The sequence below is a fragment of the Achromobacter sp. JCM 18799 genome (assembly GCF_055395645.1).
This window is the reverse complement of sequence record NZ_AP043866.1, coordinates 398,133-423,996: the sequence shown is the minus strand read 5'-3', so window position 1 is coordinate 423,996 and position 25,864 is coordinate 398,133. Positions and strand designations below refer to the sequence as shown.

Genomic DNA, 25,864 nt, shown 5'->3' with positions numbered 1-25,864 from the left:
CGGCACGCCGCTCAGGGTTATCCGGCTTGCGTGACAGGCGGCCGGCCGCGCTTGGCCTTCGCGGCATCGCGCGCCGCCGCCTCGACGATCAGGGCTTGGCGTTTGCGCAGGACGGCCTGACGCCTGGCCGCCGCGCGCGTCGCGATCCAGTCATAGAGCAGCACGCCCGGCTGGCGCAACAACGCCGCAATCAAGATACCGGCGGCAGCGCCCAGCAGGCCGAACAATAACCCGTGCATCAGCGCGCCCCCTGTTCCAGCTGCAGCCGCAAAATGCGCCTGAGCTCCAGGATCGCCTGCGGCGTCTCCTGCACGCTATGCGAGAAGTCGATGATCTTCTCGGATTCGGCCTCGTCCAGATGCGCGCTGCGGTACGGGACCAGGCCGTCATCCGAATCCGCCAGCGGGACGCCGGGCGTGTTGTTCGCGATGATGCTGTGGTAACGCACCGCCGGCGAAATCGGCATGGACGCGGTCAGTCTCACAAATTGGTCCTTTTCGCTCAGGTTGTCCACGCCATTGGATATCCGGATCGAGGATTCGCGGGCCGGCCCATCGCCGTCGGCCAGCCTGTTGAGCTTGGCGAACTGCCTGACTACGGTCACGGGCAGCGTGATCAGGTTGGACAGCCAACGCGACAAAGTGTTCTCGGCAAAGGGCGTGCCCCGGTGCGGCGCCGCGATGAACACCGCGCGTGAAATACCGGGAAACGCCTCGAAGCTCAACACCGGATCGAATTCGGCGCGCGCCTGGGCCAGGCGGGCATCGTCCAGCTTGGCGTGGTCGCGCAGCGCATCCCACAGCACGGTGCCGGAGGAGGATACCAGCAACCGGCTCAATACGCCGCCCATGCTGTGCCCGATGATGACGGCGTCGCGCGAAGCCTGCGCCGCGCCCATGGGATCGAAATGCCCGATCGTCTGGCGCAGCGCGTCGCGGATGGCGCGGTTGTTCAGCGCCAGCGGCGCGTTGGTCGGGTAATAAACCTGCCAGATCTGGTAATTCTGGCGCAGGGTTTCGTCGCCCAGCACTTCGTTGGCGACGTTGATCCAGGCCTCGGGGCTGCTGGCCAGGCCGTGCAGCATGACGACCGTGCGCCGGTCGGGGTCGTAGGGCTGCAACAGATAGACGTGCGGCGCGTCGATGCCCTCTTCATTGCCCAGCACGTTGCGCAGCGCCTGGGTGGCGAAGCCCGAGCGCGCCAGCCACAAGCCGTAGCCGGAGGTGAAGTTGGCGGCCAGCGGCACCGTCGTGCCGGCCAGTTCCACCGTGTCCCGCTTGTAGGGGTCGTAGGCTGCCAGGGTCGCGTTTTGCGTGGCCATGACCTGTTCCAGCGTATCGCCGGGAAAGCCCATGATGACGGTCACGGCGGGAAACGGCGTTTCGCTGTACGGCGTCTTGAAGGTGTCGGCATCGTTCACGCGGCGCGCCGTGACCGCCACCAGTTCGGCGCCGAAGCCGTCGCGCCGGTACATGCTGCGCAGCCCGCGGAAGGTCAAGTTCGCCGCGGGCACCAGTTCGTGCGGAAACTGCTTGCCGCCGGGCAGTTTGACGTCGGACATCTCGCCCACCACCTGCCAGGGCCCCGCCGCCATGCTGGCCCCGGGCTCCGGCGGACGGCCGCGATGCTGCTCGAACAGGCGCGTGACGGCCTGTTGCACCGCGTAGTTGTAATAGTCGCGCACCTGCGTCTGGCGGTCCTCGAAGGCGCGGTCGCTGGGCGAGCGCGGCGTGAAGAACAGATAGGCGTAGGCGGCCCGCGCCGTCTGCAGATAGGCGTCCAGCAGCTCGTCCTGGCCGGCCTGGCTGTCGGGGCGCTGTTTTTCCGTGGCCAGCGCCTCCATCAGCCAGACTTCGGACAGCGTGGAGAGGCGCCGTTCGCTGTCCAGTCCATCCATGGTGGCAAGCGCATGGGTGCAGGCGTCGCGGTCCTTGCGGCATTCCTGCGCGTTCAGGCCCAGCACGGCCATGGACTCGCGCGCGGACGCGCTCAGCTGGCCGGTGGTGAGCACGTCGCCGCGGCGCTGGGCGATGTAATCCTGGGTGCTGACAGACGATACCTTGACGCCTGCGCAGCCGGCGCACGCCAGCAGGGCCAGGATCGCGCAGCCCTTCGCGCCGGCCGTCCAGATTCCGCTCATTGCGCGGCCCCGGCGGCGGGCGGTTGGCGGATGGCGCGCGAGAACTCAACCGGATCCGGACCGGGTAAGGCCGGCTTGCCGAGGTAGGCTTGTTCGCGCAACTGGGCCAGAGGCTTGCTGGTATCCAGCCCCCCTTGTTCGTAGAGGTATTCCGGCAGGTAGCCCGACAGGAGGATGCGGTAGTCCATTGGCAGGCCCGGCACGATGGCGCGCACCATGCTGTAGACCAGCGTCGTGCAGTTGGCCGTCACCGTGTGATAGAAGCGCGGCGCGTCGGCCAGCTCGTTGGCGGTACGCACATAGGACAGGAACAGTTCACGCATGGCGGCCACGGGCATGTCGACGGGATACAGGTACACGCGTTCGGCGCGCGGCCCGGCTCGCACGTAGAGGATGTCGCGCTCCTGCGCTGCGATCACGCTCAGTTCGAACTGCTTGAAGAAGCCGCCGACCTCGGAAAACTGTTCGCCGCGCTCCTTGCGGATCTCGACCGAGAACACGACGTGGCGGCCGTCGGTGAAGCCGAAGGAGACCAGCGTATGGGCGATGGCCGGGCTGCCCCAGTACGACAGGACCATGTCTACGGAAACCAGCTCGTTCAGGTTGTATTGCTGGCTTTCCCAGCGCGCCGTGTAGCGCGTGTCGGTATCGGCCTGCCAATCGAAATTGCGCACGCTGTCCAAGGTGACGATGGATCCGGAGACGCTGCCGCGCAGCGTGCGCGCCACGTCGTCGGCCCAGATGCGGTCGTTGGACGGGGCCAGTGTCTGCCACCAGACGCATAGCGCGGCCATGCCGACCAGCCAGGTCCAGGCGGCGCGCCGCGCGCGCCCGCGCCACAGCGCGATGGCCGCGTACAGGCACAGCCCGGCCCAGGCCAGCGCCGCCGCGCCTTGCACTACCGCGCCGCCCGGCAAGCGGTAGGCCAGGGCCAGGCCGCCCCACAGCGCGGACAGAATGAGAACAAGGCTGAAGATGACGCGCCCGGCAATCGCCAGGCAGCCGCGCCGGGCCCGTTTAGATGCCGCCATGCTGTTGCACGATTTCCAGAACGCCGTTGATCACGAACTGCACCGCCATGCACACGAGCAGGAAGCCCATGATGCGGGAGATGGCCTCCACCCCGCCCTGGCCGATCACGGCCACGATGCGGCCCGCCGACCGCAGGCAAATCCAGAACAACAGGCCAAGCAGGGAGAACACCAGGATGGGCGTCACCGCCATCACCCAGGGCGCATAGGTCTGCGTCACCGAGGCATCGAGGGTTGCCGCGCCGCTGATGATCATGGCGATGGAGCCCGGACCCGCCGTGCCCGGCATCGCCAGCGGCACGAAGGCGATGTTGGGCGTCTGCCGATTGGCCTGGGCGTCAGCCACGTCGGCCTCGGAGGCGGTCGACGGCGCGGACGGGAACACCATGCTGAAGCCGATGCTGGCTACGATCAGTCCGCCCGCGATGCGCAGCCCCGGAATCGAAATGCCGAAGGTATGCATGATCCAGGCGCCGGCGTAGTAGGTGACCAGCATGATGCCAACCACGTAAAAGGCGGCCTGCGTGACCTGGCGTTCTCGCTCTTTATAGGGAATCTGCTGGCCCAGGGACAGCAGCAATGTCATGGAGGTCAGGGGGTTGGCCAGGGGCAGCATCAAGGCCAGCCCCAGGCTGACCAGTTTTCCCAATTGAACCAGGTCGTCGATCATGGTGATGAGCGCTGCAGGCGGCGCCGTTGCGGCGGGTCACAGCTGCTTGAATGAAGTCAAGTGCGTAATGTACTATACATTACACATTTTTAGCCAGGCACCCGCGTGGCGCTAGAGAGTCCGCGACCGACACGCGGCCATGGGAATGAAGTGAACACGATTCCAGACGATACGGCGCCGCGCGCGCTGACCAGCCGGGGCGAGGCGCGCCGCGAGCGCCTGCTCGAAGCCGCCACACAGTCACTGCTGGAGCACGGCTACGCGCAAACCTCCATCCAGAGCATCGTGCGGCAGGCCGGTGGATCGGCGGCCACCGCCTACCAGTTGTTCGGCAACAAGGAGGGGTTGCTGGTCGCGGTGCTGGAGCATGAATTGAACGACATGCGCGCGACGGTATTCCCGGACACCATGCTGGACCAGCCCGTCGGCCCCGCCCTGCACGAGCTGTCGCGACGCCTCTTGAACTACTCCCTGCTACCCAAATCGGCCGCGCTCTACCGCCTGATTGTTTCGGAATCGCATCGCCTGCCGCACCTGGCCGAATCCCTGCGGCTGGCGGTGGAAGTGCAACTGCATGCGCCCCTGGAACAGTGCCTGAAACGGGCATGCGATCGCGGAGAACTGCGCATCGACGATCCGCGCCAGGCGGCGCGTACCCTGGGCAACCTGATCGACGGCATCGCGTCGCACGCGCGGCTGACCGGCGGCCGCGCCGAAGGCCCGAACGAAGAGCATCTGGCTACCTGCCGCTACGGCGTGGACACCCTGTTGCGCGCCTTTCGCGCGTAGCCGCCGCGCCACTCGCGCCACCCTGCCCGCGCCAGCATCAACGCCGGCCACAGCATGCAGGCCGCGGCCAGCCACAAATTGGTCCGCAGCCCCAGCGCGTCCACGCTGGGCACGCCCAGCAGCGAACCTGCCGCGATGCCCAGGTTGAACATCGCGACGAACAGCGAGGTGGCGGCTTCCACGGCATCCGGCGCGGCCTTCATCATCCAGGTTTGCAGCGACACCGACACCGCGCCATAGGCCAAGCCCCACAGCAAGAGCAAGGCCGCGGCGGCCGGGCGCAGTTGCCCCAGTACGCCCAGCAGCAGCAAGACCACCAGCAGGCTGAGCGCGATCAGCAGCAGCGTCGCGGCCGGCCGCCTGGCGGCCGCGGCCCCGCCCAGGAAGTTGCCCGCCACGCCTGCCGCGCCGTAGGCGAAAAGCAGCGGTCCGATCCAGTTCTGGCCGAACGCCGCGTGGATCTGCAGCAGCGGACGAACGAAGGTGTAGGCCATGAAATGGCCCGCGACCAGGAACAGCGTGATCAGGAGACCCCGCCGCAAGCTCGGATTGGCCAATTGCGACACCAGTTGGCGCGGACGCAGCGTGCGCGCCGCGGGCAACGGCGGCAGGCTGAGCAGATTCAGCAGCAGCACGGCCGCGCACAGCGCCGCCATGGCGCCGAAGGCCGCGCGCCAGCCGGCCAGCTCGCCGATGAAGGCGCCCAGGGGCACGCCCAGCACGGACGCCACCGCGACGCCGCCGAAAATGACGGACGTGGCCAATCCCACCGAGCCCGGCCCGACCAGCCGGCCCGCCAGTCCGCCAGCGATCGCCCAGACGCCGCCGATGCAAAAGCCCACCAGCACCCGCGCCGCCAGGAACCAAGGCATGCTGGGCGCCCAGGCGCTGGCCGCGTTGGCGCATACCAGCAACGCCAGCAGACCGCCAAGGATCACGCGGCGGTCCGCCCCCTTTACGCCGATGACGACCAGCGGCGCGAACAGCGCCGCCAGGATGGCGGGCACGAACAGCATGAAGCCGCCCATGCCCACCGAAACGTCCAGCGCCGCGGTGATGGGCACGAACAGCCCGACCGGCAGCATTTCGGTCGTGACCACGCAAAAGGTCGCCAGGCCCACGGCGATCACGCCCAGCCACGCGCGCCAGCCGGCGCGCTCGGGCATGGGTTCGGTACACGAAGCGCCAGCGAGGGCGTGGTCTTCAGGGGAAATGCCGCGGGTCATGATCAGGGGTTCCAGTAAGGCCCTTGCCGGGCCGACCCCTAGGCAGTCTACTGTTTCCATTTCGCTGATAAAGTAGGAATATCAATAAACACAAGGGACGAATCGTGCGCAATTCATCCTACCCCGCCGCCCGGTTGGATCACATCGGCGACCTGCTCGCATTCGTGCGCGTGGCTGACACGCAGAGCTTTACCGCCGCGGCCGAAAAGCTGGGCCTGTCGCGTTCGGCCGTCGGCAAGTGCATCGCGCGCCTGGAACTGGGCCTGGGCGCGCGGCTGCTCCATCGCAGCACGCGCAGCGTCAGCCTCAGCGATGAGGGCCGCGTCTTCTACGAACACGCGCAGCGCATCCTGTCCGAGGTCGACAACGCCACCGACGCCATGGCCAGCCGCAAGCAGGCGCCGCGCGGCCGGCTGCGCATCGACCTGCCGGTATCGCTGGGGCGGCTGCACATCATGCCGCTGCTGCGCGAGTACCTGCGCGATTGGCCCGAAGTCGAGGCGGACGTCAGCTTTTCGGATGACTACATCGACCTGGTGCGCGACGGCGTGGACGTCGCCATCCGCATCGGCGGCGAAACCGACAGCCGGCTGGTGCGCCGCGTGCTGGCGCCGCACCGCCTGATCACCTGCGCCGCCCCCGGTTACCTGGACCGCCATGGCGTGCCGGCCAGCCCGGACGACCTGGCCGGCCACCACACCCTGGCCTACACCCATGCCGGCGCGCTGGTCCCCTGGCGCTTTGCCGTCAACGGCCAGGAACGCAGCGTGCATGTCGCTGGACGCCTGCGGCTGGGCAACACCGAAGCGCTGCGCGACGCCGCGCTGGCGGGCGAAGGCATCGTCCAATTGGGCGCCTTCCTGGTGGGCGAGGACTTGCGCGCCGGCCGCCTCGCGCCGGTGCTGGAATCCGTAGCTCCACCTGGCGCGCCGGTGTGCGCGGTCTATCCGCACCGCCGCCATCTGGCGCCCAAGGTGCGCGTCCTGATCGACGCCATCGCCGACAGATGGCGCGGCGGCGCGCCCTGGGCCGGCGACGCCGCGCCGCCGCGGCCTTAGGCATGCGCCCGATCCACTATGATTGCCGGCATTGCCCCGCCGGGCGCAATACCGGATACCCAGGGACGCTGCCAGGCATGCCCTTGCCTGCGCCCCGCCATTTCCCCCGGAGTTTTACTTGAGCGATATCTACCAATTCAGCCGCGGCACGGCGCCGCTGCTGATCTCCATTCCCCACCTGGGCAGCATGATCCCCGACGCGCAGCGCGCGCAGATGACGCCGCTGGGACTGCAGTCGGGCGACACCGACTGGCACCTGGACACGCTGTACAAGTTCGCCGAGACGCTGGGCGCGTCCGTCATTGGCGCGCGCTATTCGCGCTACGTGGTAGACCTGAACCGTCCGCCCAACGATGAAAGCCTGTATCCCGGCCAGACCAAGACCGGTCTGTGCCCGACCCAGACTTTCCGCGGCGACGCCCTCTACCGCAACGCGGCCGTCCTGACCGACGCGGAACGCGAGCACCGGCTGCAGACCTACTGGAAGCCCTACCACGCCAAGCTGTGCGAGGAAATCGACCGCATCAAGGCCGAGCACGGCACCGTGCTGCTGTGGGAAGCGCACTCGATCGCCAGCGTGCTGCCGCGCCTGTTCGAAGGCAAGCTGCCCGACCTGAACATCGGCACCGCCGACGGCGCGGCCTGCGCGCCCGACATCCTGGCGCCAGTCGAAGAGCGGCTGCGCGAAAACACCGCCTACACCTGGGCGGTGAACGGCCGCTTCAAGGGCGGCTACATCACACGCCACTACGGCAAGCCCGCCGACAACGTTCACGCCATCCAGCTGGAAATGTGCCAGTCCACCTACATGGACGAAACGCATCCCTACGGCTATCGGCCCGAGCTGGCGGACAAGGTCATTCCGCTGGTCGAAGGCATGGTGCAGTCGGCGCTGGAGCAGACCAAGGCGCGCCAGCGCTGACCGCAAGCCGGCCTCCACCCCAAACCGCCCCAGGCGCTAGCCGCCTCGGGGCGGTTTTTTTGTCTGGGCGCTCGGGTATTCCCCAATTTTTCACATCACAGTCCAAAACGTAGTATTTCAACTGAGCTACGTAAAACATTACGAGCCATAATGAAAAATACATGGAGACAAAAATGAAGACATGGAGTCACGCCGCCTGCGGCGCGCTGGCGCTGTGCGCCCTGTATGCGACAGGGGCGCGCGCCGCCGATCCCGACACGTTCAAGATCGGCGGCGTGGTCTCGCTGTCGGGGACCTACGGCATCTTTGGCGAAGACATGCGCAAGGGCGTCACCATCGCCATCGAGCAGCGCGGCGGCAAGGTGCTGGGCAAGCCCATCCAGGTCACCTGGGAAGACGATGAAACCAAGCCGCAGCCCGCGGTACAGAAAACCACCCGCCTGATCTCCGATGGATCGCAGATGATCTTCGGCGCGGTCAGCTCGGCCAGCACGCTGGCCATCATGAACATCGCCAAGCAGCGCAAGATTCCCCATCTGGTCACCATGTCGGCCGACGACAAGATCACGGTGCCGGGCGGCTCGCGCTACACCTTCCGCACCTCCAACACGCTGGGCATGGAGCAGCGCATGGCGCTGGCCTACTCCAAGGAGCAGAAGCTCAAGCGCATCTACGGCGTGACGGCCGACTACCAGGCCACGCGCGACAGCTGGGACTGGTACCGGCGCGAAGCCGAGAAGGCCGGCATCGAGATCGTGGGCGCCGACTTCCCGCCGCTGGGCAACCGCGACTATTCCTCAATCGCCGACAAGATCGCGCGCTCCAACGCCGACGGCGTGGCGCTGTTCATGACCGGCTCGGACGCCGTCACCATGGTCAAGCAGGCCGGCCAGATCGAACTTGGCAAGACGCGCAAGATCTTCGGTCCGGTGATCGCCGACGAGACCATGGCAGCCGGCGTCGGCCCCACCGCGGTCGGCGTGCAATCGGGCGTGAGATATCACTTCACCGTCGAGAACGACGCCAACAAGGCCTTCGTCGAGGCTTTCCGCAAGAAATACAACGAGTTCCCCTCGGCCGCCGCAGGCGAAGCCTACGACGGCATGAGCTGGTGGCTGGACGTGGTCGACAAGACCGGCACCTGGGACAAGGAAAAGTGGGTCGAGGCGTTTGCCGCCAGCGAACGCGCCAACTCCGTGGAAGGCAAGAAGACCATGCGCGCCTGCGACCACCAGGCCATGCAGAACGGCCTGTGGGGCGTGGTGGCCACGGGCAAGCCGCCGCAGCCGGCCTACGTCATGGACATCGTCAAGGTGTTCCCGCCGGATCAGGTTTTCGAACCCTGCGCGGGCTGAAGCCACGCGTCACGCATCCGCCGGTCCCCGCGGACCGGCTCTCCCCCCGGCGCGCCCTGCGCGCCGCCTGACGGATTTCTGCCATGTCCACCGTGATCATCGGCCTGAGCCTGGGAATGCTGCTATTCCTGCTGGCGTCCGGCCTTACGCTTATCTTCGGCATGCTGGGCGTCATCAACTTCGCCCATGGCGCGCTGTACATGCTGGGCGCCTACCTGGCCTTCGACATCCAGTTGCGCACCGGTTCCTTCATCGCCGGGCTGGTCGTGGCAACGGTGGGCGTCGGCCTCGTCGGCGTGGCGATGGAAAGGCTGGCCCTGCGGCCGCTGTACAACCGCCCGCACTTCTATCAGCTGATCCTGACCTTCGGCTTCATCCTCGTCATCAGCGAGGCCGTGAAGTTCGTCTGGGGCCTGGGCTACCAGGAAACGCCAATGCCGGCGCTGCTGGCGGGCACGGTCGAGCTGGCCGGCAGCACCATCCCGGTCTACCGCCTGTTCGTCATCGCCTTCGGCCTGCTGGTGTCCGCCGCGCTGTTCTTCGTGCTGGAGAAAAGCACCTTCGGCATGCTGGTCCGCGCCGCCAGCAGCGACGGCGAAATGGTGCGCATCCTGGGTCTGCCGGCCGCCACCATCCGCAGCGCGGTGTTCGGCGTGGGCGCGGCGCTGGCCGGGCTGGCCGGCGCCATCTCCGCGCCGCTGTTTCCGATCGAGCTGGGCATGGCCACCAACACCATCATCGACTGCTTCATCGTGGTGATCCTGGGCGGGCTGGGCAACATCCGCGGCGTGGTCGCGGCGTCGCTGCTGATCGGCATGGTGCGCGCGGTGGGCTACACCTTCATGCCCAGCTGGGTCGACATCCTGACGTTCGCCATGCTGATCGCCACCCTGCTCACCCGTCCGCAAGGACTGTTCTCCCGCCAAGCGAGGCTGGCATGACGACTTCCCGCCAAGATGCCGCCATCGCGGCAGGCATGGCCGCCGCGGTGATCGCGGTGCCCTTCTGCACGCAAAACGACTTTCTGTTGAACCTGACCATCCTGATCATGGTGTGGTCCATCTTCGCCGTGGGTTTCGACCTGGTGTTCGGTCTGCTGGGCATGGTGTCCTTCGGCCACGCCGCCTTCCTGGGTACGGGCGGCTACGCGCTGGCGCTGGCGACCCAGCGCTACGGCCTGCCGTTCGAGGCCGGGCTGGCGCTCGCCATCGTGGCGGGCGCGGCCTGCGCCTGGATCTTCAGCGTATTCGCGCTGCGGGTCTCGGGGATCTTCTTTGCGCTGGTCACGCTGGCGCTGTCGCAGCTCATGTACATCCTGGCCGACAGCAAGCTGCGCGAATGGACCGGCGGCGCGGACGGCCTGCCCGGCATCGGCCGGCCGGAACTCGCCGGCATCGACTTCTTCGATACCGTGAACTTCTATTGGTATGTCGCCGCCGTGTTCGCCCTGGTGATGGCGCTGATGGCGATGCTGCGCGCTTCGCCCTTCGGCCGCGCGGTCGCGGGCGTGCGCCAGAACGAGATCCGCGCCGCCCAGCTGGGCTACAACGTGCAGCGCCTGAAGCAGATCACCTTCCTCGTGTCCGGCGCCGTCGGCGGCCTGGCGGGCGGACTGCTGGCCGCGGTGCTGATGTACATGAATCCGCAGATGCTGCATTGGACCACCTCCGGCGACGTCATCATCATGACCCTGCTGGGCGGCGCCGGCACGCTGTGGGGGCCGGTGGCCGGCGTGCTGCTGTTCGAAGCCCTGAAGGAATGGCTCAGCGGCTGGACGCCCTATTGGTACGGCATCCTGGGCCTGGTCTTCATTCTGGCCACGCTGTACTTCCCGCAAGGGGTGCTGGGCGCGCTGCAGGCACGCTGGAGCCGCAAGCGCCCCCCGGCGTCCGCCCCCGCCAGTCCATCCGCGCCCACCGTGCCGCTGGCCCCGCGCGAAGGGAGCCCGTCATGAGCGACATCGCCCTGCAATGCGAACAGGTCAGCGTCACCTTCGGCGCGCTACGCGCCATCGAGGACTTCAGCTACGCCTTCGAAACCGGCCGCGTCTACGGCCTGATCGGCCCCAACGGCGCGGGCAAGACCACCCTGCTCAACGTGCTGTCCGGCAACCTGCCCGGGCATGGCGGGCGCATCCTGTGCCACGGCGCGGACATCTCGCGCCTGCGGGCCCATGAGCGCGCCAGGCACGGCATAGGCCGCAGCTTCCAGATCACCAAGATCTTTCCTGAAATGACGGTGCTGGAGAACCTGCGCATCGCCGCGCAGATCAGCCACTCCCATCTGCTGCCGTTCTGGCTGGCGCCACGCTACGACCGCCGCCTGGCGTCCACCATCGACGCCATGCTGGAGCTGACCGACCTGACGGCCTGGCGCGACACCGTGGCGGGCACCTTGTCGTATGGCTTGCAACGGGCGCTGGAACTGGGCCTGACCCTGCTGCCCGATCCGCGCATCCTGCTGCTGGACGAACCGCTGGCCGGCGTCGGCCACCACGAAATCGCCGCCGCCAACCGCCTGATCCGCCATGCGGCCGCCGGCCGCACGGTACTGCTGATCGAACACAACATGGACGTGATCATGACGCTGTCGGAACACATCGTGGTGCTGTCCAACGGCCGCAAGGTCGCCGAGGGGCCGCCCGCCGCCATCCGCGACGACGCCACCGTGCGCGCCGTCTACCTGGGCGAAGAGGTGGCGGCATGATCGAACTGCAACATGCCAGCGTGCATTACGGCCAGGCGTTGGCGCTCAAGAACATAGGCTTGCGCGCGGCCCAGGACGAAATCGTCGCCATCGTGGGGCGCAACGGCGCCGGCAAGTCCACCGTGCTCAAAACGCTGATCGGGCTGCTGCCCCTTTCGGCCGGCAACCGGCTGATCGGCGGCCAGGACGCCACGCGCCGCGCCGTCGAACAGATCAGCCGCGACGGCATCGCGCTGGTGCCTGACACCCGCCGCATCTTCCCCAACCTGACCGTGCGCGAAAACCTGCGCATGGGCGCGCTGGCGCACCAGCCCGGCTACTGGACGCAGGACCGCGTGCTGCGGGTCTTTCCCCGGCTGGGTGAACGCATAGGCTTCCATGGCGACCAGTTGTCCGGCGGCGAACAGCAGATGTTGTCGATCGCGCGCGCGCTGCTGGGCAATCCGCGCGTCCTGCTGCTGGACGAACCGACCGAGGGGTTGGCGCCGCGCATTGTCAACGAACTGATCGAAGTGTTCGCCGAAGTCCACCGCCAAGGCACCGGCATTGTGCTGGTCGAGCAGAACCTGAAGGTCCCCGCCCGCCTGGCGCACCGCCAGTACGTGCTGGACCACGGCGAAATCGCCTGGAGCGGATCGGCCGCCGAAGTCGAGACCAACCGCCACATCATTGAATCCATCCTCACCACGGGCATCCAAGCATGAACAACGACACCACCTACATCGCGGGCGTGGGCATCACCCGCTTCGACAAGCAGCCTGCCAAAAGCGTCAAGGACCTGGTGCGCGACGCGGTGACGCAGGCGTTGGCCGATGCGGGCTGCGACGCCGCCGACCTGCAGGCAGCGTACTTCGCCACCGCTGGCCAGGGTTCCATCGAAGGCCAATACATGGTGGCGGGCCAGGTCGCGCTGAAGGCCATGGGCATTGCCGGCATCCCCGTCACCAACGTGGAGAACGCCTGCGCCAGCTCCAGCACCGCGTTGAACGCGGCGCACCTGTACGTGGCCTCGGGTGCGGGCGACATCTGCCTGGCCGTGGGCGTGGACAAGCTGTTTTCCGAGGACAAGGCGAAGAGCTTCGCCGTGTTCGACGGCGCCTGGGACGTGCACGACGCACAAGCGCAGATGGCGCGCCTGATGGCGCTGGCGCCCGACGTGACGCCCCCGCCCGGCTTCGAAGAGCCTGGCAAGCGCAGCGTATTCATGGACATCTACGCCAGCCTGGCGCGGCTGCACATGAAGACTTTCGGCACCACCCAGCGCCAGCTCGCCGCCGTGGCCGCCAAGAACCACATGCATTCCACCTGCAATCCGCTGGCCCAGTTCCAGTACCCCATGACGATAGACGAGGCCCTGGCCGCCCGGCCCGTGTCCTGGCCGCTGACCCTGCCCATGTGCGCGCCCATCAGCGACGGCGCGGCCGCCGCCATCGTCTGCAACGCCCAGGGCCTGAAGCGCCTGCAACGCGCCCGCGCCGTGCGCCTGTACGCCAGCGTGCTGCGCACCGCCATGGACCGCCCGGCCGACCGCTACGACCAACACCTGTGCCACCTGGCCGCGCTCGAAGCCTATGAACGCGCGGGGGTCGGCCCGCAGGACATGTCGCTGGCGGAAGTGCACGACGCCACGGCATTTGCCGAGATCCAGCAGACCGAGGCGCTGGGCTTCTGCGCCTTCGGCGAAGGCGGACCGATGGCCGAATCCGGCGCCACCAGCCTGGGCGGCCGCATCCCCATCAACGTATCCGGCGGCCTGCTGTCGCGCGGCCACCCCATCGGCGCGACCGGGCTGGCGCAGGTCCATGAAATGGTGATCCAGCTGCGCGGCGAAGCCGGCGCCCGCCAGGTCGAAGGCGCGCGCTTCGCCATCGCCGAGAACGGCGGCGGCTTCAACGGCGTGGAAGAGGCAGTGACCTGCATCACCCTGCTTGGCCGCTGATCCACGCCCCCATCAACCCAGAAACCGCCATGCATCTCAGCTCTCTCTTTCACCGCAGCGCCACCACCTATGCCGACCAGCCGGCGCTGGCCGCTGGCACCCGCGATCCCCTCAGCTACGCCCAGCTCCAGGCCCGGGTGCAGGCGCTGGCCGGCTGGCTGCGCGGCCCGCTGGGCCTGGCGCCCGGCCAGCGCGTCATGCTGGCGCTGCGCAACCACCCCAGCTATATCGAATCGATGCTCGCCATCTGGCACGCCGGCCTGTGCGCCGTGCCGGTCAACGCCAAGCTGCATCCCAACGAACTCGAGTACATCCTGCGCGACTGCGATGCGCGCCTGTGCCTGTCGCAAGGCGAATTGCTGCAGGCGCTGGCGCCCGTCGCTCGCAGCCTGCCCGCGACGCGCGTGGTGGACGTGGAATCGGCCGACTACGCGGCCGGCGCCCTGGGTCCCCGGCTGCCCCTGGAAACGCGTCCGCCGCAGGACCTGGCCTGGCTGTTCTATACCAGCGGCACCACCGGCAAGCCCAAGGGCGTCATGCTCAGCCACGCCAACCTGTTCGGCATGTGCCTGAACTTCTATGCCGACGTGCAGTCGGTACAGCCTGGCGACGCCATGGTCCACGTGGCGCCGCTGTCGCATGGCGGCGGCCTCTACAGCATTCCGTACTGGCTGCACGGCGCCTTGCAGATCGTGCCGGACAGCGGCGGCCTGGACGAAGACGAATTATCAGGGCTGCTGACGCACTACCGCAATGTCAGCCTGTTCGCCTCGCCCACCATCGTGCAGCGCATGGTGCGCCACGCCCGCCTGGCGGGCGGCGCGCCCCCCGGTCTGCGCACGCTGATCGTGGGCGGCGCGCCCTTCTACATCGAGGACATCAAGGACGCGGTGGCCTGCTACGGCGCGCGCGTGGCGCAGATCTACGGACAGGGTGAAAGCCCCATGTCGATCTCGGCCCTGTCCGCGACCCAGATTGCCGACGCGGTAGCTCGCAACGATGACGCGCTGCTGGGCTCGGTGGGATACATCCAGTCGGCCATGGACGTCGAAATCCGCGAGGCATCCGGCCGGCCCGCAGCCCCTGGCGAATTGGGCGAAGTCGTCGTCAGCGGGCCAACGGTCATGCAGGGCTACTGGAACAATCCGCGCGCCACCACCGACACGCTGGCCGGCGGCTGGCTGCACACGGGCGATATCGGCATCCTGGACGAGCGCGGCCTGCTGCACCTGAAAGACCGTTCCAAGGACGTCATCATCAGCGGTGGCACCAACATCTATCCGCGCGAGGTCGAAGAGGCGCTGATGCGCCACGATGCCGTGCAGGAAGTCTCGGTGGTCGGCAGCCCCGACCCCGAATGGGGCGAGTCGGTGCTGGCCTTCGTGGTGTTGAAGCCCGGCGCCCAGGCCTCGGACCGGGACCTGGACCGGCTGTGCCTGGAATCGATCGCGCGCTTCAAGCGCCCCAAACGCTACGTCTTTCTGGATGAGTTGCCGAAAAACAGCACCGGCAAAGTGTTAAAACGCGAACTTCAACAACGCGCGCTTCCGACTCCATGACCCAAGCTTTCCCCCTCTTTGGCCGCACCGCTGTCAGCCAGACCGAAAAGGCCTATTGCGCCCTGGAGGAAATGATCGTCACCGGCGAACTGCCGCCCGGCAGCCAGTGGTCGGAAACCACCCTGAGCGAACGCGTCGGGATCGGCCGCTCGCCGGTGCGCGACGCCCTGCAGAAGCTGGCGTTCCAGCGCCTGGTGGAAATCGCCCCGCGCCAAGGCATCTTCATCTCCGAGATCGACTACCAAGGCCAGTTGAAGATCATCCAGGCGCGCCGCGAGATCGAACGGCTGATCGTGGCGCAGGCGGCGCAGTGGGCCGACGACGGCGAGCGCGCCGAACTGGCGCGCCTGGCCCGGGAGCTCGAAGACCTGAAGGCGGTCAACGACATGCGCATGTACATGCGCCTGCATTTCAGCCTGACCAGCCAGATCGGCGTCGCCTCGCGCAACAGCTACGCGGCCGAGTTCCACGCCATGCTGCAGACGCTGGCGCGGCGCTTCCTGTACTTCCACCAGAAGCGCCACCCGGACCTGGTGCAGATCTGCGAGCTGCACATCCAGCAGATCAACGCCATCGTGGAGGGGTCGGTCGAACGCGCCATCGCCACGGCGGAGGCGCGCAACGACTATGCCGAAAACCTCGCGCGCAACATCCTGATGGAGCTGATCGTCACCTCGGCGGTCACCATCAGCTCTCCGCCGCGCGGCCGGGGCGGCGCGGACTGACGCCCGGACGCGGGCTCAACGCCCCGCGTCCGCCAGGTTCTGCCAGGCGCCGGTGCTGCGCCCTTCTTCCGCCAGGAACTCCACCAGCGTCGGCAAGGCGGCGTCCATCGGCCGGTTGGCCTGGATCCGCATCACGTAGCCCCAGGAGCCTGCCATGCGCAGCTGCGGCACCAGGGGTACCAGCCGGCCGCTGGCCAATTCCTCGTCGATCAGCGGCGCACGCCCCAAGGCAATACCGACGCCGGCGGCCGCGGCCGCGGCGACCGTGCTCAGGCCGCTCAGCACCATGGGCTCCTGCCAGTCCGATTCGGCCAGTCCCAGGCGCGGGCTCCAGGTGCGCCAGTCGGTCTCGGGGCTGTCCACGTGCTTTTCCTCCAGCCAGCGATGGCGCAGGAACACGGCGGGATCGCCGCGCTCGGCCGGATCGACCAGGGACGGACTGCAAACCGGCACCACCGTTTCGGTCATGAGCGGAATGTCGCCGGGTTCCGCGATATGCGGCCCCATGGCGCGCACGTGCAGGAACGCCAGGTCTATGTCCTGGCTTTTCCAGGCCGGGTCCTGGCTGGCGTGCAGGTACACCTGGATGTCGATGCCGGGGTGCAGCTCGATGAAACGTCCGATGCGCGGCGCCAGCCACATGGCGGCCAGCGACGGGTTGGCGGAAACGTTCAGGGTATTGCGCCGTTTGCCGCGGGCCGAGGCCCGCACGTTGCGGCAGGCGGTCTCCAACAGGGTCAAGGCCTGTTGCACCGACGCCAGCAGATCCGCGCCCGCCGCGGTGGTTTCGGCGCGGCGTACCGTGCCGCCGCGGCGCAGCAGCGCCACCCCCAGATCCGCCTCCAGCGCCCGCAGCTGATGGCTGACGGCGCTTTTGGTGACGTGGAGTTCGGCGGCGGCGCGGCTCAGGCTGCCGAGGCGGGCGACGGCCTCGAAGGCGCGCAAGGCCGCCAGGGGCGGCGTGTGGTTGGGGAGATCGGCCATGGGTCAAGTCTAGCTCAACCCTAGATTGAAAAACTATCGCTTTCGCCGGGTCGCGGGATCGGGGACCATGCAAGCACTGAAAGGAGTTTGCTATGTATTTCGATTCGCGCCTCTGGCAGTTGACGGCGGGCCTGCGCGCCGGCATGGCGGGCGGCATCTGCCTGGGCCTGCTGGCCCTGGCCGCCGGCATCGCCCGCTACGTGTTCCTGGGCCAGCTGCTGGCCCGCGTGTTCGACGGCGCCCCCTGGCAGGACTGGCTCGCCCCCGCGCTGTGGGCCGCCGCCATGGTGCTGCTGCGCGCCTTCCTGGACCACTGGCGCACTGTGCAGGCCAACCGCTGCGCCGCCACCGTGCAGCATGCGCTGCGCGCCCGACTTTATGACCGCATCGTGAGCCTGGGCCCGGCCTGGTTCGCCAACCAGCGCACGGGCGGCGTGATGCTGACGGTGGTCGACGGGGTCGAGCAGTTGCAAGCCTTCTTCGGCCAATACCTGCCGCAAGTCGCGATCGCCGCCGCGGCGCCCTTCGCCATCTTCGCCGTGATCGCGTTCTGGGACGTGCCCACCGCGCTGGTGTTCCTGGCGGCCGCGCTGTTCGCGCTGTTCGGGCCGATGGCGGTGCACATGCTGGACCGCCGCGCCAGCCTGGCCCGCAGCAAGTCCCTGAACGATTTCGGCGAGGACTTCCTGGACGCCGTGCAGGGCCTGCCCACGCTAAAGTCCTATGGCCAGGGCAAGGCCTGGGGCCAGCGGCTGGCGGCCCGCGCCCGCAGCCTGTCGGACAACACCTTCTGGGTGCTGTCGGTCAGCCTCTTGACGCGCGGCATCAGCGACCTGGGCGTGGCCCTGGGCGCGGCGCTGGCGCTGACGCTGGGCGCCTGGCGCGTGGCCCACGGCGACATGAGCGTGGAGGCCCTGCTGATCGTGCTGATGGCCGGCACCGAGATCTTCCGCCCGCTGCGCGACCTGCGCTCGGTGCTGCACCGGGGCATGCTGGGCCAGTCGGCCGCCGCCAGCATCCATGCGTTGACGGACGCGCAGCCGCTGACGCCCGCGCCGGAGGCCGGCGGCAAGACGCCAGGCCGGCTCGCGCCCACCATCGAATTCGACAACGTGGCGTTTTCCTACACGCCCGAGCGCCGCGCCCACCAGGGCTTGAGCTTCCGCATCGCGGCGGGCGAACGGGTTGGCGTGGTCGGCCCCAGCGGCGCCGGCAAGTCCACCATCGTGCGCCTGCTGCTGCGCGAATGCGTGCCGCAGTCCGGCCGCATCCGCATCGGCGGCCATGACGTGAACGAACTCGACACGCAGGCGCTGCTGTCGCACATCGCGCTGGTGAGCCAGGACATCACGCTGTTCCACGGCACCATCGACGACAACCTGCGGCTGGGCCGCCCCGACGCGACCCACGAACAGGTGCGCGCCGCCGCCCGCGCCGCCAATATCGACGACTTCATCATGGCGCTGCCCGAGGGCTACGCCACCCGCATCGGCGAGCGCGGCCTGCAGCTGTCCGGCGGCCAGCGCCAGCGCGTGGCGATCGCCCGCGCGCTGCTGCGCGACGCGCCCATCCTGATCCTGGACGAGGCGCTGTCGTCGGTGGACACCGAGAATGAGGCGCTGATCCAGCAGGCGCTGGACCGCTTGATGGCCGGCCGTACCACGCTGATCCTGGCGCACCGCCTGGCCAGCGTCATCGGCGCCGACCGCTGCCTGGTGCTGGACCAGGGCCGGGTCGCGGAAGAAGGCCCCCATGCGGAACTGATGCGGCAAGGCGGCCTGTACTACCGCCTGATGCACGAACAGGCGGCCGCGCACCGCAATCCGTCGGCGGGATCCGCCGCCCCGGCCGCCGCCGCCCCTGCGCAGACGACGAACCGCGATGATCCCGCTCAGGAATCTGGCGGACAAGGCCCGGCCCTGCGCTCGCTGGACGCGGACGCGGTGCAGGTCGGCTGGCGCGCCACGCTCGGCACCCTGCTTTCAGTGGTGCGGCCGTGGCGCGGCACGCTGACCGCCACGATCCTGCTGGGCGTGGCGCGGGTCGCGGCCTACATCGGCGTGGGCGTGTTCAGCGCGCTGATCGTCGCCGCCATCCGCGACGGCCGCGACTATTCGGCCCTGATCGCCGGCCTGCTGGTCGCAGCGCCCCTGGCCGCGCTGTTCCACTGGCTGGAGTCCTGGCTGGCCCACGCCATGGCGTACCAGCTGCTGGCCGACATGCGGGTCAAGCTCTACGACAAGCTGGAGCGCCTGGCGCCGGCCTACCTGTTGCAGCGCCGCTCCGGCGACCTGGTGGCGCTGGCCACCCAGGACGTGGAAATGGTGGAGTACTTCTACGCCCACACCATCGCTCCCGCCATCGTCTCGGTGCTGGTGCCGCTGTCCGTGCTGGGTTTCCTGGGCGTCTACAGCTGGCCGGTGGCGCTGGCGCTGCTGCCCTTCCTGGCCTATGCGCTGGTGTCGCCGGTGCGCGGACGCCGCAAGGTCGACGCGCTGGGCGACAAGGCGCGCGAGGCGCTGGGCGAGATGAGCGCGCACACCACCGACACCATCCAGGGCCTGGCCGACCTGACCGCCTTCCAGGCCACCGGCCGCCGCCGCGATGAATTCCTGCGCGTGGCGGACCGCTACCGCACCCGCCGCCTGGACATCCTGGACGACCTGTCGCGCCAGACCGCGGGTTTTGAAATCGCGATGGGCCTGGGCGGCCTGGCGGTGGCCGTCGTGGGCGCGCTGCAGGTATCGGCCGGCGCGCTGTCGGCCGGCATGCTGCCCCTGTTGGTGCTGATCGCGCTGGCTACTTTCCTGCCCGTGTCCGAGATCTCGCAGGTCAGCCGGCAATTGGCGGACACCATCGCCGCCACCCGCCGCCTGCACGTGGTCGCCAACGAACCGGAACCGGTGACGGACGGACCGCTGCCGGCCCCCGTCTCCGCCCACGGCCTGTCGCTGGCCTTCGAGCACGTCAGCTTCGCTTATCCGGGCAAGAACGCGGACACCTTGCGCGACCTGAGCTTCAAGGTGCCGGCCGGCGCCACCGTGGCGGTGGTGGGCGCATCGGGCGCGGGCAAGAGCACGGTGGCCAGCCTGCTGCTGCGCTTCTGGGATCCGCGCGCGGGACAGGTCAAGCTCGATGGCGTGGACCTGCGCGAACTGCAGCTCGACGGCCTGCGCGAGCGCGTGGCGCTGGTGACGCAGGACACCTATCTGTTCAACGACACGCTGGAAGGCAACATCCGGCTGGCCCGGCCCGAAGCCAGCCCCGCGGACCTGGCGCGCGCGCTGGAGCAAGCCGCGCTGGCGGACTTCGTGCGCGCTCTGCCAGAGGGCCTGGCGACGCGCGTGGGTGAACGCGGCATGCAGTTGTCGGGCGGCCAGCGCCAGCGCATCTCGATTGCCCGCGCCTTCCTGAAGAACGCCCCCGTGCTGATCCTGGACGAAGCCACCTCGCACCTGGACACGCTATCGGAAATGCAGGTACGCGGCGCGCTGGACGTGCTGATGCGCCACCGCACCACGCTGGTCATCGCGCACCGCCTGTCGACGATACGCGATGCCGACCTGATCCTGGTGCTGGAACGCGGCACGCTGGCGGAGGCCGGCACGCACGACCAGTTGCTCAAGCGGCAAGGGGTCTATGCGCGCCTGGCCAGCCACCAGGGCGGCTACGCCGTCAATAGCGCAACGTCTCTACCGACTTAGCGTTGGCGCGCACTTCCGCGTCCGTGAACCAGACCCGCTTGTTGCCGAAGCTGGTGTACAGGTCGAACTGGTCGCGGGTGTGGGCCGACGGCGTGCCGTCCGGGGCGACGAAACCGCTCTGCCCCGGCGCCACCACGTCGACCGCGCGCACGCCCTGGCCGTCGAACACCGTCATGTTGTTCTCGGTGCCGCGGTTCTGCGTGGCCGGGAAGCTCAACACCGCCTTGTCGTCCGCCTGCGGCACGCCCAGGAAGTTCTTGGGCGCGAACACCATGGGCGGCGCGGGTATGCGCCAGCTTGCCGGATCCTGGCCGTAGGCCTTCTGCAACGCCGCCAGCGCATCATCCAGCGCGGCCAGGCTCACGTCCTGCGGCCGCTGGCCGTTGAAGAAGTCGTACTTCTGCGGCACGCCCGAATCGCGGCCGGCCAGCGCGTTGAACAGCGCCTTCACCCCCACCGTCAGGTTGACCGATCCCGTGGCGGGTGCCGCCTGCGTCGGATAGCCGGTGGCGCTGTACCACTTGAAGAAGTCCGCGGGCATCTCGTCGGCCAGCGTGCGCTTGAGCATGGCGCGCAGCCAGGCGTCCATCACGGCAGGCCCCGCGTTGTCGTAATAGCCGGCCTGCTTGTCGCTCGTGCCCATGCCGTCCCAGGACGCCAGCCCCGCAACCAGCCTGGCTCGCGCATCGTCCGCCGGCAGCCCCTGCACCGCCTGCTGCAGGAACGGCAGGAAGTGGCGCCGGTTCACGTCGGCATAGCTGGTGGTGCGGATCAGGTCCCACATTTGCTGCGCGCTGACCTTGCCGCCATTGGCCGTCATGGCTTTCAGGCGGGTCTCGATCTCGGCGTAGCGGTCGGCCTGGCCCCACACGATGGCGAACAGGTCGGTGGACGGATAGCCGCGCATAGGCTGGTTGTTCCAGTTGGCGATGAAGCCTTGGCGCGGGTTGTAGACCTGAGGATTGGTCGAGAACGGCAGCATGCCGTCCCAGTCCATCTCGCCCGTGCCCGGCACGGGCAGGCGCGGATCGTGGCCCGGACGGCGCTTGGGATAGAAGCCCGTGTGTGCGTAGCCGATATTGCCCTTGTCGTCGGCGTAGTACCAATTGATGGTCAGCGCATGGCGCGCCGCCTGCTGCTTCCACTGGTCCCAATTGCGCGACTGCGCCTTGTGGGTCCAGGCCATCAGCGATTGCAGCTCAAAGCCTTCCCAGGCGCGCGCCTTGGCATAGGCCACGTGCTGCTTGTCATCGAACTTGGTGACGATGCCGTGCACCGTGCGGTACACGTCCATCACCACCGGCTGCCCATCCTTGACCTCGATGAGCTCGGTGCGCTTTTCCATCGTCTTCCAGACGCCGTCGTGGAAGTAGCGCGTACGGTCGTTCGGATCGAGTTTTTCGGCGTAGATGTCCACGTCGTCGCCAAAGCCCGCGGTCGAGCCCCAGGTCACGTGCGCGTTGTGGCCGAACAGGATGCTGGGATAGGCGAACGGCGTGTTGCCAACCACGTCGAAGCCCGCGCCATGCAGGCCGATGCCGTAGGTGTAGGCGGGATTCCACCAGCCGAACTGCGGCCCGTTCAGCAGGATGGAACGGGCGTCCTTGGCATGGTCGCGGCCCACGATCCACATATTGCTGGTGGTCGGAAAACCGGCGATGCCGGGTTGCCCCGATTCCGCGAACTGCGCCAGCAGGCGCGCCGACGCGGCCGCGGGCGCCTCGTCCAGCACGCCGCGCGTCTGCGGATCGCGCGCCACGCGTTCCAGCATGGGCGGCGTGCCGTCGTAGCGCGGCAGCGCATAGGACAGCCTGGCGGAGGGCTTGGCGCCATCGGGCCGGTACACGCCCTCTTCCTCGGGCACGGTGGTCGGCGCGCGGCTGTCGGTCATCCAGCGCAGCTGATTGAAGATCTGCATGGCGCGCTCGTCGCCATGCCGGTCCTTCAGGGCGGTCAGCAGCGCCAGGTTGTCGATCTCGCTATTGGCATCGGAGAAGCGGTTGGCCATCGTGCCCACGAACACCATCGCCACGTCATAGGCCGTCCAGTCCGCGGGCTGGAAGCGCAGATCGTTGAACTCCTTGGGCATCAGGCTGCCGGGCTCGGCGCGCACCCGCGCGATCCAGGCGTTCATGCCGGCCGCATAGCCGTCCAGGATCTGGCGCTCGGATGCCGGCAGCGCGGCCAGTTGGCGCTGGATGCGCTCCGGCGAGAAATTGCCGCGGATGGATTTGTCGAACGCCACCATGGACTGGCCCAACACCTCGGCCACGCGGCCCTGGGTACTGCGCCGCGCCATTTCCATCTGGAAGAGGCGGTCCTGCGCCACCGCATAGCCATAGCCGTAGAAAATGCCGTACACGGTGTTGGCGTAGACGTGCGGCATGCCATAGCCGTCGCGCCGTATCGTGACCTGGCCGCTGGCCGCGCCCGCCGGGCGCATCGCGACCTGGGACTGCTTCTGCGCGTTCTGCTGGACTTCCTGGGCCTGGGCTTGAGCGCCCATGGCCGCGCAGGCCGCCAGGATGGCGGCCGACAACAAGTGCTGCTTCATTCGAATCTGTCTCCGTATTTGACGAGCCGCGCCGCGGTGCGAGTCCCGGACGCGGTGTGCGGCGCCTCTGCGGGCGCCGTCTGCGGACCATGATACGAATAGCTTATCTATAATTCCAATGCATTTATTTCATAGTATTTATGCGGCATGAGCATGGATTTTCAGAAACTCAAACACCTGCTGGCGGTGGTCGAACACGGCACTTACTCGCGCGCCGCAGAGGCGGTCAATCTGTCGCAACCAGCGCTCAGCCGCAGCATCCAGGCGCTCGAAGCCGAACTGGGCCTGCCCTTGCTCGACCGCGGCACCCGTCGCGTGCGCCTCACGCCCTACGGCGCCTGCGTGGCCGAACGCGCGCGCCGCATGCGCTTCGAGGAAGCCGAGCTGCAGCGCGAGCTGAAAACCCTGCATAGCGGCGAATCGGGCACGCTGTCCATCGGGCTGAGCCCGGCGCCCGCGTCCCTGCTGCTGTCGCCCTTCCTGGCCCACATGGCCGAGCGCCATCCCCAGGTGCGCGTGGGCGTCGAACTGGGCGCCACCGCCGCCTTGCTGGAAATGCTGCGCGACGAACGCATCGACGCCATGGTCTGCGACGCCCGCATGCTGTATGACGCGGCCGACCTGGAAACCCGCGCCCTGCCTGCGCTGCGCGCGGGCCTGGTCTGCCGCAAGGGCCATCCCATCCTCGCCCACAAGCGGCCAGGCATAGAACAAATCCGCCAATACCCCGTGGCATCCACCACTCTCAGCCCGGAAGTCTCGCTGCGGCTGGCGGAAACCCTGGGGCCAGGCGGCGCGCCGGAACAAATGGTCACGCACCGCTGCGAGAATCTGGACGCGCTGGTGGAATTGGCGCTGCGCACGGACGCCTTGCTATTGGGCGTGATCTGCGTCACGCGCCAGCAGCAGGAAGCCGGCCTGCTGGTCGAAGTGCCGATCCCGTCCGACCCGCAGCGCCAGGGACACTACGCGCTGGCCCGGCTGGCAGGGCGCACGCCGTTGACGGCGCAGGATGCGTTGTATGAGTTCACCCGGGAATGCTGGGACGGATTCTTGGCGCCTATCGGCGCGTCGCCAGCCTGAAAAGGACGAGGCTGAGCAGCGCGGCGGCAATGTTGTAAAGCATGGCCGCCGCCAGCGCCCGCCCATGGACCGATGCGCCATCGCCGGCGGACAGGCTTCCCGCGGCCTCGAGCATTGTGAAGATCACGCCGCCCACCACCGCCACGCCGGTGGAAGTCCCCACGACTTGCAAGGTGCTGAGCATGCCGGAAGCCATGCCGGCCTGCTCCTCCCGCACCGAACCCAGAATGGCGTTGAATGCCAGCGGGATCACCAGCCCTTGCCCTGCGCCATTCAGCACCAGCGAGGCCACCAGCAGCGCCAGGTTCTGGGGCTGCGTCGCGGCGGTAACCGCAGACAGCGCCAAGCCCGCGGTGAAGACCAGCACACCGAACAGCAGCGCCCCGCGTCCATGGCGGGCGGCCAGTTTCGGACCGGCAAGCGACGCGCCAAAGAACGCCAGCGCCGAAGGCGTGAACACGGCGCCCGCCGCCAGCGGCGCGAATCCGAGCCCGAACTGCAACAGCAGCGTCAACGCGAAGAAGAACGAACTGATGGCTGAAAAAAAGAAGAACACCGCGCCTATGCCAGCCACGAATGGCCGGTTGGCAAACAGCGCCATATCCAGCACAGGCACGCCACCGCGCCGGGCCAGCGTTTTCTCATAGCGGACGAAATACGCCAGCACGCCCAACGCCAGCACAGGCCCGGCAAGCGACCACCAGGGCCAGCCATGCTCTCGTCCCTCCATGACAGGCACCAGGATCAGGGCCAGCCCGGCAGCGCCCGCAAGCGCGCCGCGCAGGTCCACCCGCGTCGGAACCGGCGCGCGCCATTCGGGAAGCGCCCGGCGCCCCGCGAGCAACGCGGCAATGCCTATCGGCACGTTGATGAGAAACACCAGCCGCCACCCCAGATCCAGCGGATTCAGCGTGATGAGCATGCCGCCCAGCAGCTGCGAGACGCTTGCGGCCACGCCCTGCACCGCGCCCATGATGCCGAACGCGCGCCTGCGCGCCTCGCCCTCGAACACCACCCTGATCGAAGCCAGCACCTGCGGCATCAGCACGCCCGCCCCCACCCCCTGCAAGGCGCGCGCCAGGATGAGCTGCCACGGCGTAACCGCCACCCCGCATAGCGCCGAAGCCACGGTGAACAGCCCCATGCCGGCCAGGAACAAGCGCCGCCGCCCGAACAGATCGCCCAAACGCGCGCCATTGATCAGGCACAGGCCATAAGCCAATGCGTAAGCCACCACGATCAGCTGCAGATCGGTATCGGATGCCGACAAGCCGCTCTGGATGCTGGGCAACGCGACATTGACGATGAAGAGATCCAGGATCGTCACGAAGTTGCCCGTCAACAGCACCGCGAGGGCGCGCCAGGGGCGGTTCTTTTCAGCTTGCAGCGTGGATTCAGGGTTCATTCTTTACATTTATA

Annotated in this window: 21 protein-coding genes; 13 read left to right on the top strand and 8 right to left on the bottom strand. The window is 68.1% G+C overall.

The window, feature by feature from the left end:
* Positions 1 to 17 precede the first annotated feature (17 nt).
* The 4 genes from ACZ5YA_RS02260 to ACZ5YA_RS02245 are packed head-to-tail and all read right to left on the bottom strand — an operon-like array spanning position 18 to position 3,841.
* On the bottom strand, positions 18 to 239 hold the full coding sequence (locus tag ACZ5YA_RS02260; protein ID WP_124260369.1) for a hypothetical protein: 222 nt from the start codon (positions 237 to 239) through the stop codon (positions 18 to 20).
* Complete coding sequence (locus ACZ5YA_RS02255) at positions 239 to 2,140, bottom strand: esterase/lipase family protein (RefSeq protein WP_464091950.1); 1,902 nt, start codon at positions 2,138 to 2,140, stop codon at positions 239 to 241. Before ACZ5YA_RS02255 ends, ACZ5YA_RS02260 begins: the two co-directional genes overlap by 1 nt.
* Entirely contained in the window at positions 2,137 to 3,171 is a 1,035-nt protein-coding gene (locus tag ACZ5YA_RS02250; protein WP_306632920.1) for an Lnb N-terminal periplasmic domain-containing protein, read from the bottom strand. Before ACZ5YA_RS02250 ends, ACZ5YA_RS02255 begins: the two co-directional genes overlap by 4 nt.
* A complete protein-coding gene (locus ACZ5YA_RS02245) occupies positions 3,158 to 3,841 on the bottom strand; it encodes a MarC family NAAT transporter (protein ID WP_059374211.1) in 684 nt (227 codons plus the stop codon). The genes ACZ5YA_RS02250 and ACZ5YA_RS02245 overlap by 14 nt, the downstream gene beginning before the upstream one ends.
* Before the next feature lie 150 nt (positions 3,842 to 3,991).
* On the opposite strand from ACZ5YA_RS02245, the gene ACZ5YA_RS02240 reads away from it, so the two are divergent.
* A complete protein-coding gene (locus ACZ5YA_RS02240; RefSeq protein WP_059374210.1) occupies positions 3,992 to 4,630 on the top strand; it encodes a TetR/AcrR family transcriptional regulator in 639 nt (212 codons plus the stop codon).
* Here the strand turns inward: ACZ5YA_RS02240 and ACZ5YA_RS02235 are convergent.
* On the bottom strand, positions 4,591 to 5,856 hold the full coding sequence (locus ACZ5YA_RS02235; protein ID WP_464091949.1) for an MFS transporter: 1,266 nt from the start codon (positions 5,854 to 5,856) through the stop codon (positions 4,591 to 4,593). The genes ACZ5YA_RS02240 and ACZ5YA_RS02235 overlap by 40 nt on opposite strands.
* Positions 5,857 to 5,960: 104 nt before the next feature.
* On the opposite strand from ACZ5YA_RS02235, the gene ACZ5YA_RS02230 reads away from it, so the two are divergent.
* From ACZ5YA_RS02230 to ACZ5YA_RS02185, 10 genes are all read left to right on the top strand, one after another.
* A complete protein-coding gene (locus ACZ5YA_RS02230; protein WP_280014878.1) occupies positions 5,961 to 6,914 on the top strand; it encodes a LysR family transcriptional regulator in 954 nt (317 codons plus the stop codon).
* Positions 6,915 to 7,032: 118 nt separating this feature from the next.
* Positions 7,033 to 7,836 carry an N-formylglutamate deformylase gene (hutG, locus tag ACZ5YA_RS02225; RefSeq protein WP_118933010.1) on the top strand — a complete coding sequence of 268 codons (804 nt, stop codon included), beginning with the start codon at positions 7,033 to 7,035 and terminating at the stop codon, positions 7,834 to 7,836.
* Between the two features lie 173 nt (positions 7,837 to 8,009).
* On the top strand, positions 8,010 to 9,191 hold the full coding sequence (locus tag ACZ5YA_RS02220; protein WP_118933009.1) for an ABC transporter substrate-binding protein: 1,182 nt from the start codon (positions 8,010 to 8,012) through the stop codon (positions 9,189 to 9,191).
* Positions 9,192 to 9,274: 83 nt separating this feature from the next.
* Positions 9,275 to 10,132: a branched-chain amino acid ABC transporter permease gene (locus tag ACZ5YA_RS02215; protein ID WP_059374206.1), complete on the top strand. Its 858-nt coding sequence runs from the start codon at positions 9,275 to 9,277 to the stop codon at positions 10,130 to 10,132.
* On the top strand, positions 10,129 to 11,145 hold the full coding sequence (locus ACZ5YA_RS02210) for a branched-chain amino acid ABC transporter permease (RefSeq protein ID WP_464091948.1): 1,017 nt from the start codon (positions 10,129 to 10,131) through the stop codon (positions 11,143 to 11,145). Before ACZ5YA_RS02215 ends, ACZ5YA_RS02210 begins: the two co-directional genes overlap by 4 nt.
* Positions 11,142 to 11,897: an ABC transporter ATP-binding protein gene (locus ACZ5YA_RS02205; protein ID WP_118933007.1), complete on the top strand. Its 756-nt coding sequence runs from the start codon at positions 11,142 to 11,144 to the stop codon at positions 11,895 to 11,897. Before ACZ5YA_RS02210 ends, ACZ5YA_RS02205 begins: the two co-directional genes overlap by 4 nt.
* On the top strand, positions 11,894 to 12,601 hold the full coding sequence (locus ACZ5YA_RS02200; protein WP_059374203.1) for an ABC transporter ATP-binding protein: 708 nt from the start codon (positions 11,894 to 11,896) through the stop codon (positions 12,599 to 12,601). Before ACZ5YA_RS02205 ends, ACZ5YA_RS02200 begins: the two co-directional genes overlap by 4 nt.
* Complete coding sequence (locus tag ACZ5YA_RS02195; protein WP_464091947.1) at positions 12,598 to 13,836, top strand: thiolase family protein; 1,239 nt, start codon at positions 12,598 to 12,600, stop codon at positions 13,834 to 13,836. Before ACZ5YA_RS02200 ends, ACZ5YA_RS02195 begins: the two co-directional genes overlap by 4 nt.
* 29 nt (positions 13,837 to 13,865) lie before the next feature.
* Positions 13,866 to 15,395, top strand: a complete 1,530-nt coding sequence (locus ACZ5YA_RS02190; RefSeq protein ID WP_118933004.1) for an AMP-binding protein — start codon at positions 13,866 to 13,868, stop codon at positions 15,393 to 15,395.
* A complete protein-coding gene (locus tag ACZ5YA_RS02185; RefSeq protein WP_059374200.1) occupies positions 15,392 to 16,120 on the top strand; it encodes a GntR family transcriptional regulator in 729 nt (242 codons plus the stop codon). Before ACZ5YA_RS02190 ends, ACZ5YA_RS02185 begins: the two co-directional genes overlap by 4 nt.
* A gap of 15 nt (positions 16,121 to 16,135) precedes the next feature.
* On the opposite strand, the gene ACZ5YA_RS02180 is transcribed toward ACZ5YA_RS02185, so the two are convergent.
* Complete coding sequence (locus tag ACZ5YA_RS02180; RefSeq protein ID WP_059374199.1) at positions 16,136 to 17,104, bottom strand: LysR substrate-binding domain-containing protein; 969 nt, start codon at positions 17,102 to 17,104, stop codon at positions 16,136 to 16,138.
* Between the two features lie 92 nt (positions 17,105 to 17,196).
* Between ACZ5YA_RS02180 and ACZ5YA_RS02175 the strand changes: the two genes are divergently transcribed.
* A complete protein-coding gene (locus ACZ5YA_RS02175; protein WP_464091946.1) occupies positions 17,197 to 20,808 on the top strand; it encodes an ABC transporter ATP-binding protein/permease in 3,612 nt (1,203 codons plus the stop codon).
* Here ACZ5YA_RS02175 and ACZ5YA_RS02170 read toward each other — a convergent pair.
* Complete coding sequence (locus tag ACZ5YA_RS02170) at positions 20,780 to 23,362, bottom strand: penicillin G acylase (RefSeq protein ID WP_464091945.1); 2,583 nt, start codon at positions 23,360 to 23,362, stop codon at positions 20,780 to 20,782. The genes ACZ5YA_RS02175 and ACZ5YA_RS02170 overlap by 29 nt on opposite strands.
* Positions 23,363 to 23,515: 153 nt before the next feature.
* On the opposite strand from ACZ5YA_RS02170, the gene ACZ5YA_RS02165 reads away from it, so the two are divergent.
* Complete coding sequence (locus tag ACZ5YA_RS02165) at positions 23,516 to 24,445, top strand: LysR family transcriptional regulator (protein ID WP_118933001.1); 930 nt, start codon at positions 23,516 to 23,518, stop codon at positions 24,443 to 24,445.
* Here the strand turns inward: ACZ5YA_RS02165 and ACZ5YA_RS02160 are convergent.
* Entirely contained in the window at positions 24,423 to 25,850 is a 1,428-nt protein-coding gene (locus ACZ5YA_RS02160) for an MFS transporter (protein WP_464091944.1), read from the bottom strand. The genes ACZ5YA_RS02165 and ACZ5YA_RS02160 overlap by 23 nt on opposite strands.
* Between the last annotated feature and the right edge of the window lie 14 nt (positions 25,851 to 25,864).

Coding starts and splice junctions, on each gene's coding strand:
- ACZ5YA_RS02165 (WP_118933001.1), top strand. CDS start 23,516: ATGGATTTTCAGAAACTCAAACACCTGCTGGCGGTGGTCGAACACGGC.
- ACZ5YA_RS02245 (WP_059374211.1), bottom strand. CDS start 3,841: ATGATCGACGACCTGGTTCAATTGGGAAAACTGGTCAGCCTGGGGCTG.
- ACZ5YA_RS02180 (WP_059374199.1), bottom strand. CDS start 17,104: ATGGCCGATCTCCCCAACCACACGCCGCCCCTGGCGGCCTTGCGCGCC.
- ACZ5YA_RS02205 (WP_118933007.1), top strand. CDS start 11,142: ATGAGCGACATCGCCCTGCAATGCGAACAGGTCAGCGTCACCTTCGGC.
- ACZ5YA_RS02190 (WP_118933004.1), top strand. CDS start 13,866: ATGCATCTCAGCTCTCTCTTTCACCGCAGCGCCACCACCTATGCCGAC.
- ACZ5YA_RS02220 (WP_118933009.1), top strand. CDS start 8,010: ATGAAGACATGGAGTCACGCCGCCTGCGGCGCGCTGGCGCTGTGCGCC.
- ACZ5YA_RS02250 (WP_306632920.1), bottom strand. CDS start 3,171: ATGGCGGCATCTAAACGGGCCCGGCGCGGCTGCCTGGCGATTGCCGGG.
- ACZ5YA_RS02200 (WP_059374203.1), top strand. CDS start 11,894: ATGATCGAACTGCAACATGCCAGCGTGCATTACGGCCAGGCGTTGGCG.
- ACZ5YA_RS02215 (WP_059374206.1), top strand. CDS start 9,275: ATGTCCACCGTGATCATCGGCCTGAGCCTGGGAATGCTGCTATTCCTG.
- ACZ5YA_RS02175 (WP_464091946.1), top strand. CDS start 17,197: ATGTATTTCGATTCGCGCCTCTGGCAGTTGACGGCGGGCCTGCGCGCC.
- ACZ5YA_RS02235 (WP_464091949.1), bottom strand. CDS start 5,856: ATGACCCGCGGCATTTCCCCTGAAGACCACGCCCTCGCTGGCGCTTCG.
- ACZ5YA_RS02260 (WP_124260369.1), bottom strand. CDS start 239: ATGCACGGGTTATTGTTCGGCCTGCTGGGCGCTGCCGCCGGTATCTTG.
- ACZ5YA_RS02255 (WP_464091950.1), bottom strand. CDS start 2,140: ATGAGCGGAATCTGGACGGCCGGCGCGAAGGGCTGCGCGATCCTGGCC.
- ACZ5YA_RS02195 (WP_464091947.1), top strand. CDS start 12,598: ATGAACAACGACACCACCTACATCGCGGGCGTGGGCATCACCCGCTTC.
- ACZ5YA_RS02185 (WP_059374200.1), top strand. CDS start 15,392: ATGACCCAAGCTTTCCCCCTCTTTGGCCGCACCGCTGTCAGCCAGACC.
- ACZ5YA_RS02160 (WP_464091944.1), bottom strand. CDS start 25,850: ATGAACCCTGAATCCACGCTGCAAGCTGAAAAGAACCGCCCCTGGCGC.
- ACZ5YA_RS02210 (WP_464091948.1), top strand. CDS start 10,129: ATGACGACTTCCCGCCAAGATGCCGCCATCGCGGCAGGCATGGCCGCC.
- ACZ5YA_RS02170 (WP_464091945.1), bottom strand. CDS start 23,362: ATGAAGCAGCACTTGTTGTCGGCCGCCATCCTGGCGGCCTGCGCGGCC.